General features: G+C 34.5%; 15 protein-coding genes and 1 pseudogene. 2 read left to right on the forward strand and 14 right to left on the reverse strand.

Annotated elements, in window-relative coordinates; genetic code table 11:
• Positions 1-52: 52 nt before the first annotated feature.
• Both ACTW1R_RS16035 and ACTW1R_RS16040 read right to left on the reverse strand, forming a co-directional pair.
• A complete protein-coding gene (locus ACTW1R_RS16035) occupies positions 53-640 on the reverse strand; it encodes a DUF1349 domain-containing protein (protein WP_218213508.1) in 588 nt (195 codons plus the stop codon).
• A 91-nt stretch (positions 641-731) separates the two neighbouring features.
• The gene (locus tag ACTW1R_RS16040; RefSeq protein ID WP_434233531.1) at positions 732-1,247 is read right to left on the reverse strand and encodes an NAD(P)H-dependent oxidoreductase; all 516 of its coding nucleotides are present in this window, start codon (positions 1,245-1,247) and stop codon (positions 732-734) included.
• Positions 1,248-1,354: 107 nt separating this feature from the next.
• On the opposite strand from ACTW1R_RS16040, the gene ACTW1R_RS16045 reads away from it, so the two are divergent.
• A complete protein-coding gene (locus tag ACTW1R_RS16045) occupies positions 1,355-1,714 on the forward strand; it encodes a winged helix-turn-helix transcriptional regulator (protein ID WP_060792717.1) in 360 nt (119 codons plus the stop codon).
• Between the two features lie 76 nt (positions 1,715-1,790).
• Here the strand turns inward: ACTW1R_RS16045 and ACTW1R_RS16050 are convergent.
• From ACTW1R_RS16050 to ACTW1R_RS16075, 6 genes and pseudogenes are all read right to left on the reverse strand, one after another.
• Positions 1,791-2,447, reverse strand: a pseudogene (locus tag ACTW1R_RS16050) (glycoside hydrolase family 1 protein); the annotation flags it as partial.
• 176 nt (positions 2,448-2,623) lie between these two features.
• Complete coding sequence (locus ACTW1R_RS16055) at positions 2,624-3,202, reverse strand: NUDIX domain-containing protein (RefSeq protein ID WP_489927339.1); 579 nt, start codon at positions 3,200-3,202, stop codon at positions 2,624-2,626.
• A 24-nt stretch (positions 3,203-3,226) separates the two neighbouring features.
• Positions 3,227-3,676, reverse strand: a complete 450-nt coding sequence (locus tag ACTW1R_RS16060; RefSeq protein ID WP_060792719.1) for a pyridoxamine 5'-phosphate oxidase family protein — start codon at positions 3,674-3,676, stop codon at positions 3,227-3,229.
• A 10-nt stretch (positions 3,677-3,686) separates the two neighbouring features.
• Positions 3,687-4,532, reverse strand: a complete 846-nt coding sequence (locus tag ACTW1R_RS16065; RefSeq protein WP_489927340.1) for an SIR2 family NAD-dependent protein deacylase — start codon at positions 4,530-4,532, stop codon at positions 3,687-3,689.
• Positions 4,486-5,295, reverse strand: coding sequence for a protein-ADP-ribose hydrolase (locus ACTW1R_RS16070; RefSeq protein ID WP_060792721.1), 810 nt, complete (start codon positions 5,293-5,295; stop codon positions 4,486-4,488). Before ACTW1R_RS16070 ends, ACTW1R_RS16065 begins: the two co-directional genes overlap by 47 nt.
• A 60-nt stretch (positions 5,296-5,355) precedes the next feature.
• The gene (locus ACTW1R_RS16075) at positions 5,356-6,201 is read right to left on the reverse strand and encodes an SDR family oxidoreductase (protein ID WP_489927341.1); all 846 of its coding nucleotides are present in this window, start codon (positions 6,199-6,201) and stop codon (positions 5,356-5,358) included.
• Between the two features lie 115 nt (positions 6,202-6,316).
• Between ACTW1R_RS16075 and ACTW1R_RS16080 the strand changes: the two genes are divergently transcribed.
• A complete protein-coding gene (locus ACTW1R_RS16080) occupies positions 6,317-6,805 on the forward strand; it encodes an Rrf2 family transcriptional regulator (RefSeq protein WP_060792723.1) in 489 nt (162 codons plus the stop codon).
• Positions 6,806-7,021: 216 nt separating this feature from the next.
• On the opposite strand, the gene ACTW1R_RS16085 is transcribed toward ACTW1R_RS16080, so the two are convergent.
• The 6 genes from ACTW1R_RS16085 to ACTW1R_RS16110 all read right to left on the reverse strand — a co-directional run bounded on the left by ACTW1R_RS16085 (position 7,022) and on the right by ACTW1R_RS16110 (position 13,318).
• On the reverse strand, positions 7,022-8,479 hold the full coding sequence (locus ACTW1R_RS16085) for a glycoside hydrolase family 1 protein (protein WP_489927342.1): 1,458 nt from the start codon (positions 8,477-8,479) through the stop codon (positions 7,022-7,024).
• Positions 8,480-8,506: 27 nt separating this feature from the next.
• The gene (locus ACTW1R_RS16090; RefSeq protein WP_489927343.1) at positions 8,507-10,279 is read right to left on the reverse strand and encodes a beta-glucoside-specific PTS transporter subunit IIABC; all 1,773 of its coding nucleotides are present in this window, start codon (positions 10,277-10,279) and stop codon (positions 8,507-8,509) included.
• Between the two features lie 177 nt (positions 10,280-10,456).
• Complete coding sequence (locus ACTW1R_RS16095; protein ID WP_489927344.1) at positions 10,457-12,205, reverse strand: BglG family transcription antiterminator; 1,749 nt, start codon at positions 12,203-12,205, stop codon at positions 10,457-10,459.
• A gap of 6 nt (positions 12,206-12,211) precedes the next feature.
• Positions 12,212-12,409, reverse strand: coding sequence for a hypothetical protein (locus tag ACTW1R_RS16100; RefSeq protein WP_489927345.1), 198 nt, complete (start codon positions 12,407-12,409; stop codon positions 12,212-12,214).
• Positions 12,410-12,447: 38 nt separating this feature from the next.
• Positions 12,448-12,780: a hypothetical protein gene (locus ACTW1R_RS16105; protein ID WP_489927346.1), complete on the reverse strand. Its 333-nt coding sequence runs from the start codon at positions 12,778-12,780 to the stop codon at positions 12,448-12,450.
• Positions 12,781-13,150: 370 nt separating this feature from the next.
• Positions 13,151-13,318 carry a hypothetical protein gene (locus ACTW1R_RS16110; RefSeq protein ID WP_489927347.1) on the reverse strand — a complete coding sequence of 56 codons (168 nt, stop codon included), beginning with the start codon at positions 13,316-13,318 and terminating at the stop codon, positions 13,151-13,153.
• Positions 13,319-13,380: the final 62 nt, after the last annotated feature.

Here is a 13,380-nt window from a genome sequence, read left to right on the forward strand (position 1 = left end):
TGACTCCATATGTTTCTATTGGAGAGTCTGAATCCATAGAAAAAATATTATTCTATGCACCCATTCTGATATTTTTCACGGTCTTCCTTTCTATCGACAAAGACTCGTATGTTCTAATTCCACCCTCACCCATAGGTGATTGTGCCAAGAGACCAACCTTTATATTTTCTTTGACTGGTAAATTAAAGAATCTCATCATATAAAAAATTTTACCATCTAATGAATAATGAAAAGCAAACGATTGATCCACTCGAGTTGCTTGCAACCAAACAAAATTTTGATCGATATTACAACCGTTAGCATCGTCAGAGTATTCATTTGTGACTACACTCACTACAGCACGTCTATTGAAGTCGGTGAGTTCGAAACAAGCTTTAGCCCAATGATTGAGATCTTGCATAATCATAATGGATGAAGAATCATAAGTACTTTTGAATTCTAGTGAAACTTTGACCTTCAAAATAAAATCTCCAGATATTTCTGTGTAATAGAATGGTGCATTATTAAGAGATTTAGGTGTAATACCCTGTTCTCCTATTACGCCATTATTATTAAAAAAATCACTATTTCTCGTTGCTAAAATTTCGATTTTTCCATCTGATTCTCTGACACTACTCTCATTCAACCATTTGAAATCCATCGTACATAACCTCCATATATAATGATTGTCTAGAAATTTCTAGAAAAATAAATTGTTTTTATTATTCTAAGTTGGTCCATTTGACTTGCCTTTATATACTGCGGATAAAATCAAGCATCTGAGGAAGATCATTTTCAATATCATTTGTAGTTAAATCATACTCCGCACCATAACTTGCAAAAAATCCTTGATAGTTTGCTTCCATATATGAAAAAGAAACTTCAAACGGTACTAAAATCTCACTCAAAGCATATTTATACCTACCGTTTTTCGAATAATTTTTTTCTTTAATACCAGCTGATACTAGTAAGGATACTTTATGATTTTTCATCTGATTATTTTTGCCATAAGCCCATCCCTCAACAAATACATCATCCAACCATTTTTTCATATTGGGTGGACAATTAAACCAATAAATCGGAAACTGTAAAACTAGTTTATCATGGCTTTTTATCATTTCTTGTTCCTTAACCACATCAAATTCATAGCTATTACCTAAATTATGAATTGTAAATTCATCTGGATATTTTTTAAGTTCTTCAATCCATCTTGCATTTACTTTTGATTCTTCAAGATTCTGATGTGCTATCACGACTAATGTTTTCATTTTTTTACCACCTTACAAATATTTAATTCACAATAAGTATATGATATAATCATCATCAGGTATAGTACGCAAATATATGTAAGATACTATCTTAAAGGAGAGTAAACATGTCAATAGGTTGTAGTAAAACTAATGAAAAAATTGATAATACGGGATTTGGCTACACATTGTCAATTATAGGTGGAAAACACAAAATTATAATATTATATTGGCTTTTTGAAAAGGAGATTTTGAGATATAATGAACTAAAAAGATGCATTGGCTCTATTTCCTTTAAGTCCCTAACGAATGCCCTAAAAGAGTTAGAGGAAAACGGGATAGTGATAAGAAATGAATACCCTCAAATACCTCCTAAAGTAGAGTATAGTCTTTCTGAAAAAGGAAGTACGTTAATTCCTATCTTAGATCAAATGTGTTCCTGGGGAGAGATAAATAAAAATGATTTCGTACAAATCTCAAATAATTGAGATTTGTACGAAATCTTTATGTTCCTTATATAGAAATTATGTTTGATTATTCAAAATTCAATATAATTTCAGAGCTCTATAATTCTTCCCCATTAGATTGAATGACACGTTTATACCAATAGAAGCTTTTCTTTTTCTTACGCATTAGTGTTCCATTCCCTTCGTTATCTTTATCAACGTAAACAAATCCGTAACGCTTCTCCATTTCACCAGAAGATACACTTACAAGATCGATACACCCCCATGCGGTGTATCCCATCAAATCTACCCCATCTTTAATTGCTTCTTTCATTTGCACAATATGATCCCTAATGTAATCAATTCGATAATCATCCTGAATCGATCCATCTTTTTCAATGTTATCAACTGCCCCCAGACCATTTTCAACAATCATCAGTGGAATCTGATATCTATCGTAGATCTCATTCAATGTATAGCGCAAACCTTTAGGATCTACTTGCCATCCCCAATCAGTTGTTTCCAGGTAAGGATTTTTGATTCCCCCCATAATATTTCCACCAACTAACTCACCCTGAGGATTACTACTTACTAATAGAGACATATAGTAACTAAACGAATAGAAATCAACAGTCCCCTCTTTTAAAATTTGGTCATCTTCCGGCTTTGTTTTTAATGATATATTATTATCCTTCAGATATCGCAAACTGTATCCTGGATAGTATCCGCGAACTTGTACATCTGAACAAAATCTGTTATTTATTTGTGTCGTTTTGTACTCATAGCTAACTTTGCTCGAATACGCTCCCTTATTTATGGTGACATCGGCTACTTTATCTGTCTTTCCTTTATTATCTTTTGTTGGCTTGTCTTTGTACTGATAACTGATGGTTCCCCCGCGCTCTTGAACCTTAGTGATTCGATTTGCATCGTCATATATTTTATCAGTTACTACTTGATTGAGATGGTCTGTAACCTTAGTTCGTCATTCAACCACTTAAATCCATCATGGATGATTTGCGCATGATCAAAAGCAAAAAGAGATTCCCAGTTTTCAGTGGAGGATCGTTCTTTTGACGTAACGTCTTGATAGAGTAATTTATCCTTATCAAACCTATACCAAAAAGCCTCAGAAGCATCATCTCCTGCATAAAGAGTCTTCATCTGCTGTAGAACAGTTATATAGACAGCAGAAACGGTCCATCCACGGGGATCCCGATTTTTATCTCCATATACACCTAATAAAGAAACTTCCTGCACTTCCACGCCCGTTTCTTCCGTTAACTCTCTGATAGCGGCCTTAATGATATTTTCTCCTTCGTTAACGAAGCCACCTGGCAAAGCGAACCGTCCTTTGAAAGGATGATTTTTTCTTTTGACAAGTAAAATGTATACTGCATCCGACGTGACATTAAATATCAAATTGTCAACAGTAAATGCTGGCTTTGGATATTGTGGTAATTCCTGCTTCTTATACCAGCTTAACCACTCTTCTTCGTTCATTTCCTCTTCTGATACTTTATTTGCCATGTGATTGTCTCCTTTTGCTTTGAGTTATCCGAAAGATTTAACGTTTTGATAGAAAGGCTTTTTGCTTAAATCAAAGATTGACATAACGCCTTTATAAATTTCAAAGACTCGTAAAACATTTCGGTCTTCTACAGAGGGATATATTTTTGCCATGTAAGGATTTTTCTCGAAAATTTCATCTAAATAGGTAGAGCCTATTTCATTTACTCTCCCTTGTAAGGTAATAGAAAACGATTCCATTGATGTTTCTCCTTCTATACCTGTGATGGAAACGACCGGGTTCATTTTTAGCTGTTTATAAAACGGCTTGGATATTGCAGTCAAAAAATACAGCTTCGTTTCTTTCACCAACATAATATCGATTACTCTGGTGACCGGATTTCCGTTTTCGTCTACTGTGGCGAACACGGTAGAATGAATCTCATTTTTTAAATAATTCAAATAATCTTCTGTCTTCATTTTTGAATGGTCCATGAATGCGCTCCTATCTAAAATGATCGATTTCTCTGATCGTTTCAACTATATTTCCTTGTAGAATAATCGTTTTATCCATGAGTTCATCTGGTATGCGTTGTGCTTGTAGGTTACAGACGATATAGGTCGACTGATTCGTTGCCCTCGTCATTTCTTGGAATGGATATTTTATAATGGAAGGCGTGTTGTTACCAATGCCAATCTCCCAAAAAACGATTTTAGTACCTAAATAATTTCCTAGAAATTCTTTGTATCGGTTAGCTGCGCTTTCCCAACCATCATCTTGTACAAAAAATTGATCTATCCGTAAATTGACCCGCATCGGTTGTCCACATTTGGGGCAATATGGTATGAGGTGCTTTGGAATTTTGAACTGACTCTGCTGATGGACCATTTGCATAATCAATGATTCATTCTCGTAAGTCTTGTTATGGCAGGCACGTGAACATTGAAATAACCCATAATCACCTTGTGTATAAAATAATCGTCTCTTATCAAAGCCCGTCTTTTGGAACTGGTGATCTACATTAGTAGTAATGACAAAGTAATTTTTTTCTTCTACCAAAGATAGAAGCTCTTTATATAGCGGCAAAGCCTCAGGCTGATATCGATTATGAAAAACATGTTTACTCCAATAACCCCAATACGTCTCTAATGAATCGAAGGGATAAAATCCGGCAGAATACATATCGGGTAGATGATAATGATCAATAAAGTCTCTGAAATATCTTTTGAACCGTTCACCAGAATAGGTTAACCCGGCAGCAGCAGAAAGGCCTGATCCAGCACCGATAACGATTGCCTCTGCTTCATTTATCTTTTGATAAACTTCCTGATAATTGTTGTAGTTTTTCATGGTACAACTCCTTATCAATGTCTTTAAACACATTGAAAATAATTTTTATAGGTGAATGAACACGCGTTACATATTCTTGCGTTGTTTTGATAGCGATCTCTGCAGCTAACTCATTGGGAAAACGAAATTCTCCTGTTGAGATACAACAAAAAGCGACGCTCTTCAATTGATACTCTTCGCAAAGCAACAAGACGCGACGATAACAGTCAGCCAATAAGGATACGTGTTCTTTAGTTACGGTATCTTTTATGATTGGCCCAACAGTATGTATCACTTTTTTTGCAGGCAAGTTATAGCCATCGGTGATTTTTGCATAGCCGGTTTCTTCCAAATGCCCTTGTGCATCCATGATTTCTTTGCATGCTAGTCTTAATTGAATACCTGCTGCAGAGTGGATCGCATTGTCGATGCACCTGTGTAATGGAACAAAACATCCTAGTAGCTGTGCGTTTGCAGCGTTTACGATGGCATCTACTTCCAACCTCGTGATATCTCCTTGCCAGAGATAAAGATTTTTTGTATACCGTTGCGCATCGTTTAGTGAAAAAATCTGATTTTCAGCTCTTTCTTCTAAAAGAAATTGATTTTGAATGTCAATAAAGTCCTTATGAATAGGTCGCGCTTCTCTTATATTTAATAAGCATCGCAATAAATCATTTTGTTCTTTCGGATCATCCGAGCTAGCATCTACTATTTTACTTAAGTGACTGTTTTCCTCTAATAAATAGTTAATCAGCCATTTCCTCTTTTCGCTATGGTTCATCGTCAACACCTTCTTTATAAAAATTTCCCGATTATTTTCGATAATCGGGAAATAGCAAGACTAATTTAACAACTCTTTGATTGCTTCTACGCGACTCGTCAAAGGTTTACCCAAAGCTTGTTCAAAGTCACTAGATGTCACATCTAATTGATTATTTTTAATATCATGTTGGAAAGACAAGAACATTTCTGCAACAGGTTGTGGTAAACCGCCTGCTGTCAAACTATCTACAAAGGTTTGATCATCAGATGAAACTACTTCGATTTCCTTCCCTGTTGCTTCTTTTAAAGCTGCTGCTAATTCAGCATAAGTAATAGGGCTGCCCGATAATTCAAGGATTTCAGGGTATTCTGTTCCTGCTAGTGCTTTTGCAGCAACCTCAGCATATTCGCGCTTCAAAGCCCAGCCGGTTTTGCCTTCTTTAGCTGCGTACACGAATTTCCCACTAGCTAAAGCACCGCCAATAATCGGCATTTCATTTTCTAAATACCAGTTATTACGTAAAAATGTATGCGCAATTCCCGCTTCTTTGATTTGTTTTTCAGTAAAGATGTGATCAGCAGCTAATGCACTTGTTGAGTGATCTGCATCAGCAAAACTTGTATAAGCAATGTACTGAACACCAGCGTCTTTGGCTGACTTAACCACATTAGCATGTTCTTCTTGACGATTGCCTGGTGCGCCAGACACAAAAAGCAAGCGGTCAATGCCGTCAAAAGCGTTGCTCAACGAATTGATATCAGAATAATCCCCTACTCTTACATTGTAGCCTTTCTCTTTTAGTGCAGCTGCTTTTTCTTCAGATCGTACCAAAGCATAGATCTGGTCTTTAGAAACTAAATCTTTCAAGAATTCAAGTGCATATCCTCCAAAACCACCAGTAGCTCCTGTTACTAAATATGTCATATAAAACACTCCTTTTTAGTTCGTACATTCAGCTGTACAAATATAAGTTACACCTATATAATAAATAGTATGTTAAGATAAGTCAAGAAGAAAATCTAAAAAGGACTGAATTCTCTTGAAATATTCTATTCAACTCAGTGATGCAATTCATATTATGTGTTATATCGTCATCTATAAAGATACTAATATGCTCTCAAGTGAGATGATTGCTCAAAGTGTAGAAACTAATGCTGCAAATGTCAGAAAAATAATGGCAAACTTAAAAAAAACTGGACTGATTCGAACAACTACTGGGAAACCAAAGCCCTATTTAGCAAAAGACCCAAAAGATATTAGTCTACTTGATATATATAAAAGTATTCATGGAAACGCAAATCTCATTCAAGTCGATCCTAAGACGAATCCAGATTGCATTGTTGGTGCAAATATACAAGAAGTACTAGATGGTGCGTATAATGAGTTGCAAGTAACTGTCGAAGAAAAAATGGCGAAAATCAGTCTGTTCTCTCTGTTAACAAATATTGCAAGTTTAGAGGAAAGCAAACGACCGGAAAATAAATCCTTTCTTAATCCATTTTTAATAAAACCCAAAAGTCCCAATTGAGATGCTGATATCTCAATTGGGACTTTTAATTTTAAGCTAACTTCCATTTGTTAAAATATCTATTGAGTTCGACTATCCATAACAACCTTTATAGTACCTAACAAGTAAGAGGTTCAATTTAAGCTTTCCGTCAATCAAAAAACACAATGTACTTTATAAAATAAACAAAACTTCAATCTTTAGAATAGTATCTGTTAATACTTTAAAAACCTAGACCTACAATATTTCTCCATTTGACTTAATAACATTCTTATACCAATTAAATGATTTCTTTTTAAATCGTTTCTTTGTTCCATTGCCATCATCATCCTGATCAACATATATGAAACCATACCTCTTAGAAACTTGAGAGGTCGACGCACTGACAATATCAATACATCCCCAAGATGTATAGCCAAATAACTCGACGCCATCTTTGATAGCTTCTTTCATTTGAATGATATGCTTTCTTAAGTAATCAATACGATAATCATCATTGATTGTACCATCATCTTCCAATGTATCTATTGCGCCTAAACCATTTTCAGCAATAAATAAAGGCTTTTGATAACGGTCATACAACTGATTTAATGCGATACGTAAACCTTTAGGATCAATCTGCCACCCCCACTCGCTACTTTCCAAGTACGGATTCTTAATCCCCCCAGTAATTAGGTTCCCAACTGCTCCCTCGAGATTTTCGGGATGTGCGCTTATGGCACTAGACATATAATAGCTGAACGAAACATAATCGACAGGATACATTTTTAATATTTCCTCATCACCTGTTTCCACATTTAATTTAACACCTTTTTCTTCAAATAATCGTTTTGTATAGGCAGGATAATAACCTCTGGCTTGCACATCGCTGAAGAAAAGTGAAGTCCTTTGATCTTCTACTGTTTTCTGAACATCGTCAGGATTACAACTATATGGTACCAGTAATTGATAGCTGATCATACATCCAACTTGAGAACCTGGAATAATCTCGTGACATAACTTTGTTGCTAAAGCACTCGCCACGAATTGATGGTGGGCTCCTTGATATTTTGCTTGCTCTAAGTTGGGATGATTCTCCTCAATAATACCAATGCTCACATATGGATGATGCTTTACACAATTAATCTCGTTAAAGGTCATCCAATATTTTACTTTTTCTTTATATCTATTAAACACCGTCGTAGCGAAGCGAATAAAGAAGTCAATTACTTTTCGATCAGTCCAACCTTCATAATGAGTAACTAGATGTAACGGCATCTCATAATGTGATAGGGAGACAATCGGTTCAATGCCATATTTTATCAGCTCATCGAAAACTTTATCATAAAAAGCTAATCCGGCTTCATTCGGCTCCGTTTCATCACCATTCGGAAAAATTCTTGTCCAAGCAATAGACATTCGATAGCATTTAAAACCCATTTCTGAAAAAAGTTTAATATCCTCTTTATAGTGATAATAAAAATCAGTTCCATGTCTTTTGGGATAGTATTCCTTACTGTCGGGATCTTGTGCTTTTTCTACTTGCTCATGAGTCATCATTAACCATTGATCTGTCCATGTTTCTTTTGGCTTTGTGCTATCGAAAATATATACATCGGAAACAGATAGTCCTTTACCTTCGACATCGAAGGCCCCTTCAACTTGATTTGCTGCTGTAGCTCCGCCCCACATGAAATTCTTTGGAAATGTCATCATATTACCTCCACTAATTATCGCTTTTATTTACATCGCTGGTAGACTTATATCTTTAAATTCGGCGCTATTTGTCACCACAATTATCACTGTAGTATCGTATCCTTCTTTTTTCATATTATCATTATTAAATCGAACTAGATCTTCACCAATATCCACTCGGTCACCTACTTGAACCAGCGTTTCAAAATATTTTCCGTTCAAATTTACTGTATCAATACCAATATGAATCAGAACCTCAGCCCCTTCATCACTTAAAATTCCAAGCGCATGCTTAGTTGGGAATACAGTAGTTATTTTTCCTTTTATCGGACTAGTCACAACCCCTTCTGAAGGGATAACGGCAAACCCATTTCCTAATGCACCACTAGAAAATGTATCATCTTTCACAGAGTTTAAATCAATAATTTGTCCGTTTACTGGCTTAGTTAAAGAAAGTCTATTTTGAGAAATTGTTTCTTTTTCTTCTTCATCTTTGTATCCGAACATATATGTTAATCCACAAGAAGCAACAATTGCTAAGAAATAACTTGCTACCAAAATGGGAAAACCTTTTCCAATATAGATAGGGAAAGTCAAGATACTTCGAGGTCCGATAGCAATTGCTCCTGCACCAACAGCTCCTACAATTGCTCCAAATACTCCGCCAACTGAACAGGCAATAATAAATGGACGTTTGTATTTTAAAGTTATTCCATAGACAGCAGGCTCTGTGATTCCAAATAAGGCACTGATAAAAGCAGATAAAGATAGACTTTTCATTTTCACATTCTTCGTTTTGAGGAGAACTCCCAATACTGCACCAGCTTGTGCGGCAACTGCCATGAAGCAAGCAGGACCCACAGTATCCCGTCCATAATAAGCCAGATTATTCGTCATGATTGGAACCATCCCCCAATGGAGACCAAACATCACTAACACTTGCCAAAGCCCCCCGATCACAGCTCCAGAGATTAATGGACTCAAAGAGTAAACTGCAGTGTATCCGTTAGCAATCATTTGGCTTGCATAATCTGAAATAGGACCAACTACAATTAATGTTAGCGGTACTAGAATCAAAATACAAAAGAATGGCGTCAATAAATTTTTAATACTTTCGTGTAGAATTTTCTTAAAGAATTTTTCGACGTAAGACAGTACCCAGACTGCAATAATTATAGGAATAACTGTACTCGTATATCTTGCTAGAATTAGAGGAATCCCCATGAAATTGACAGTCATTCCATCTGTAAAAGCTTGAATGACTGTTGGATAAACTAATGCTCCAGCAATTGCCATTGCGGTAAAACTATCAGTTTTGAATTTTTTTGCTGCTGTATAAGCAAGGAAGATAGGCAAGAAATAGAAGAAAGAATCTGCCGCTGCATTTAAAACAAGATAGGTTCCAGACTCTACGGAGATAACATCCAACGTAGTTAATAATGCCAAAAAACCTTTTATCAATCCTGTACCGGATAAAACACCCAATGTTGGTGCAAAGACACCAGCAATCATATTGATAAATGAGTTGAATATATTGTCTTTCTTAGTATCATTCTTAGTTGTACCATGAGAATCAGTCTCCATAAACTCACCTAAAGCTGCATAAACTTCGTTTACAGAATTACCTATTACAACTTGAAACATTCCACCTGATTCAACCACTGTAATGACGCCATCTAATTTTTCGACTGCTTTTTTATTTGCTATAGAATTATCTTTTAATGTAAATCTTAAACGAGTAGCGCAGTGATAAACATTGGATACGTTTTCATCTCCACCAATATTCGCGATAATTTTTTTCGCTAATGAACGATAATCCATTTTGTTTCCTCCTTAAATTTGTTAAAAACTAATCATTGTTGCAAGATATCTTACAACCCAAATATATGGTAAAAATGGAGAAACAGCCATTCAAATAAATTCATTAATACTAGATAATTTTATTTAACGAAAAAAAAAATCGTAAGTCTTAATTTAAAGACCTACGATTCTTAATTTTTAAAAAATGTACTCAGCGATTGTTTGAAAGAAGGTAAATATATTCTCAAACTCATCATTATACTGAGCAAAAATAATTCTTTTGATATCTCTATGATCGATTTTCAACCTATGCTTTAACTCATATTGTTTTATAAAAGTTTTCTCTCCAGAAAACAAGTTGCAGACGAAAAGTGTATTATCATTAATAGGGAAAGACGTATTAACTGGGTCTTTTATAAAAGTGAAAATTGGCTCTATACTTTTATCTTCCATAACAAACTTGTTCTCATTAGGAAAGTATTTTTTCAATAGATCAATTTTAAGCTGATTTTCCTTTTTCCAAAGAAGTTTCTGCATTCTAGTAGCAAGTTCTTTCTGCTCTTCTTTACTCATTAAACTAGGTAAATAGACAAAGTCTTCCATCCGAAAAAGTATTTCTTGTTCAGTAGACAAATGTATATCATATTCATAAAATGTCTCTGGATGTGTTTCAAATTGGTAGAGCGGTTCCGTCTGGATTGTACTGGTACGAAAATTGAGCATTTCATTTATTTTATAGTGTGTTGAATTGATCATACTTGTTGAGTGATTTGTTAATAGAAGGACCTTTACATTTCTTTTATATTTTCTAAGGGCATCTCCTAAGTATAAGACTAAATAAGAACTTTCTGCTAAATTGGGTAAAACTTCGAAAACTTCCGGAAAAATTTTACGTATTAGATATGCCTCTAATGGAAATTCATGGAGAGTTTTAGAAGCAAAATGATTAAGAATATTATTCCCTGATTCGATTCTATTTAGCATTGTTTTTATATGATTAACTATTGAATCTGTTCTAAAATTTATAGTTTCTTTGGGAATCCCAAGTGTAATTGCTATTTTGGTTTCAAACTGAGCTAATTTACTATATAAATCCTGATTGTTCGACATATCATAATCTAATTGATTGAGTTCAAGAAAATGTTTAACTAAAAAATATTTCTCTTCACTGCTAAATCGGTATCCAGTCTCTTTTTCTATTAGTTGAACAAATTTTTCTAGCTTATCCTGTTCATTGCATTTTATTTTATCAGAACAATCTATATTAAATCCAATCTCACTTCTGATTATAATAAATGTAATATACCTTCCAAAACGATAAAAATCTTCACCTGAAACAATGTACTGTTTTTCCAACAGGAAATTTTGTAGTAACTTTTTTATTTTTGGATAAAGATAATTAAATCTTTGAACTATATTTTGAGGAAGAAAGGCACTTTGTATTCTCAATTCATTGCTTACCAGAGACGCAAATATACGTTTTGAATCCTCTGTAGAAATAATTTTAACACCTTTATAACCAGAGATATCCAATTCAAGATGCGGTCTGCGATACAGCCATCTCTGTATAGTTCTGATCTCAAGTGAAATCGCAGTTTTTGAAAGAAAAAATACATCTGCTAATTTCTGCATGCTAACATAATCTGATTGAAACAGAAGAAAAATAATTAAATTGCTGGCTCTTTCATTCATAGAAGCATAAACCTTTTGAACGCCTACATGATTAGAGAGTTTTTTTTTCATCCCCTCTGTTAAATTTTCAAGTTTATAACCGAGTTGTTTGTTAGTGATTATATCAATCTCTAAATTTTCCATCAGTTCTTTTAATTCAATCTGTACGGTTCGTTTATTTGTTTGTATAAGATTTGCGATTTTCTCGCTAGAAATCCAATCTTGATAGTTCCTTAAATGAGTAATTATCTGAATTTGCCTTTCAGTAAGGTCCATTGATTATCATCCTTCTTTTTCATCAAACGTTGTATTCCAAGCTGCTATCAAAAACTGATTAATCAGTCCATATTTTTCTTCATCATTACTTATCGTCGTAAATTCACTGAACGCTGGTATTTGATAAGCTGAACAAATTTTTAAATACTGTTCTAAAAATTCGTCTAGTGGAGCATCTTTTGTTTTTGGATTATATCGATTCAACTTCTTAATACTTTCTTTGGCTTTAGGGCCATTCTGTTTTAGATTCCGACCAAATTTTTCTCCCGCCTCAGTAAATTGATTATATTTAGTATTTTTTCTTCGTCGATCATGTGTTTTGCTGCCTCAAAGGGTAAAATTTTTGATCCAAAATCTTCTAATTCATATACGAACAACTTACTGCGAATATCCGATATAGAAAAACCGGAAATATATGCCAATTCATCAATTAACTGAATTGGCAAACTAGAGATCGACCGATCACGTTGTTTCCAAGAGGATAGTGTTCTTTGATTGATTAAGCTTTCCTCAGCAAATCTGTACACGGTCATTTTTAAATCTTCTTGAATAAAACGATATACGGGATACGTCATCTATTCGCCCCCAAATACAACTCTTCTAGTTCTTCTAAAATTTGACCGTCAACTTGATACTTGATATTATACGCTTCGAAAAACTCTATTAATTCTTGTGTTTCACGATCGTTCATGTTCGCATGATCAGGATATGTTTCGTATTTACTACCGGAAGGACACCAGAATCCTCCATCATCAAAGGGATCTTCCCAAACAAAGTGTTCAGTTATAACAACAGCGTGGTTATGGTACTCGCTTAGTAATCAATACTAATTTTTCTGTTTTTATTTTAGGCATATTATCTTCCTTTCATATTTTCATTTTGGTTCCGAGGTAGATCAATAGTCCTCACTTGATCAACTCGGAGCCTTTTTGATCGATATAATCTTTAAAAGACATCCTTTGTATTGTAGTAATCATGATCCAGTACTTTATCATCACTATCAAATAACACCAACTCTACTTTTTGAGGGCTTCCATCAATATTATAATGTGCTAATAGTTCATCTACACTATCAAAACCAAAATCGTCTAATGCTTGCTCACCATCTGCCAAATACCATTTTTTTCTTCCATTATATTTCCCCCTTAAATTTTTAAGTTCACATAATTATATAT

The sequence above is a fragment of the Enterococcus sp. R12 genome, assembly GCF_058135755.1.

Excerpts from the sequence above, each read along its gene's own strand:
- ACTW1R_RS16070 (WP_060792721.1), bottom strand. The coding sequence starts at position 5,295 with ATGAACCATAGCGAAAAGAGGAAATGGCTGATTAACTATTTATTAGAG.
- ACTW1R_RS16055 (WP_489927339.1), bottom strand. The coding sequence starts at position 3,202 with ATGGCAAATAAAGTATCAGAAGAGGAAATGAACGAAGAAGAGTGGTTA.
- ACTW1R_RS16105 (WP_489927346.1), bottom strand. The coding sequence starts at position 12,780 with ATGACGTATCCCGTATATCGTTTTATTCAAGAAGATTTAAAAATGACC.
- ACTW1R_RS16060 (WP_060792719.1), bottom strand. The coding sequence starts at position 3,676 with ATGGACCATTCAAAAATGAAGACAGAAGATTATTTGAATTATTTAAAA.
- ACTW1R_RS16040 (WP_434233531.1), bottom strand. The coding sequence starts at position 1,247 with ATGAAAACATTAGTCGTGATAGCACATCAGAATCTTGAAGAATCAAAA.
- ACTW1R_RS16045 (WP_060792717.1), top strand. The coding sequence starts at position 1,355 with ATGTCAATAGGTTGTAGTAAAACTAATGAAAAAATTGATAATACGGGA.
- ACTW1R_RS16085 (WP_489927342.1), bottom strand. The coding sequence starts at position 8,479 with ATGATGACATTTCCAAAGAATTTCATGTGGGGCGGAGCTACAGCAGCA.
- ACTW1R_RS16095 (WP_489927344.1), bottom strand. The coding sequence starts at position 12,205 with ATGGACCTTACTGAAAGGCAAATTCAGATAATTACTCATTTAAGGAAC.
- ACTW1R_RS16065 (WP_489927340.1), bottom strand. The coding sequence starts at position 4,532 with ATGAAAAACTACAACAATTATCAGGAAGTTTATCAAAAGATAAATGAA.
- ACTW1R_RS16075 (WP_489927341.1), bottom strand. The coding sequence starts at position 6,201 with ATGACATATTTAGTAACAGGAGCTACTGGTGGTTTTGGAGGATATGCA.
- ACTW1R_RS16090 (WP_489927343.1), bottom strand. The coding sequence starts at position 10,279 with ATGGATTATCGTTCATTAGCGAAAAAAATTATCGCGAATATTGGTGGA.
- ACTW1R_RS16035 (WP_218213508.1), bottom strand. The coding sequence starts at position 640 with ATGGATTTCAAATGGTTGAATGAGAGTAGTGTCAGAGAATCAGATGGA.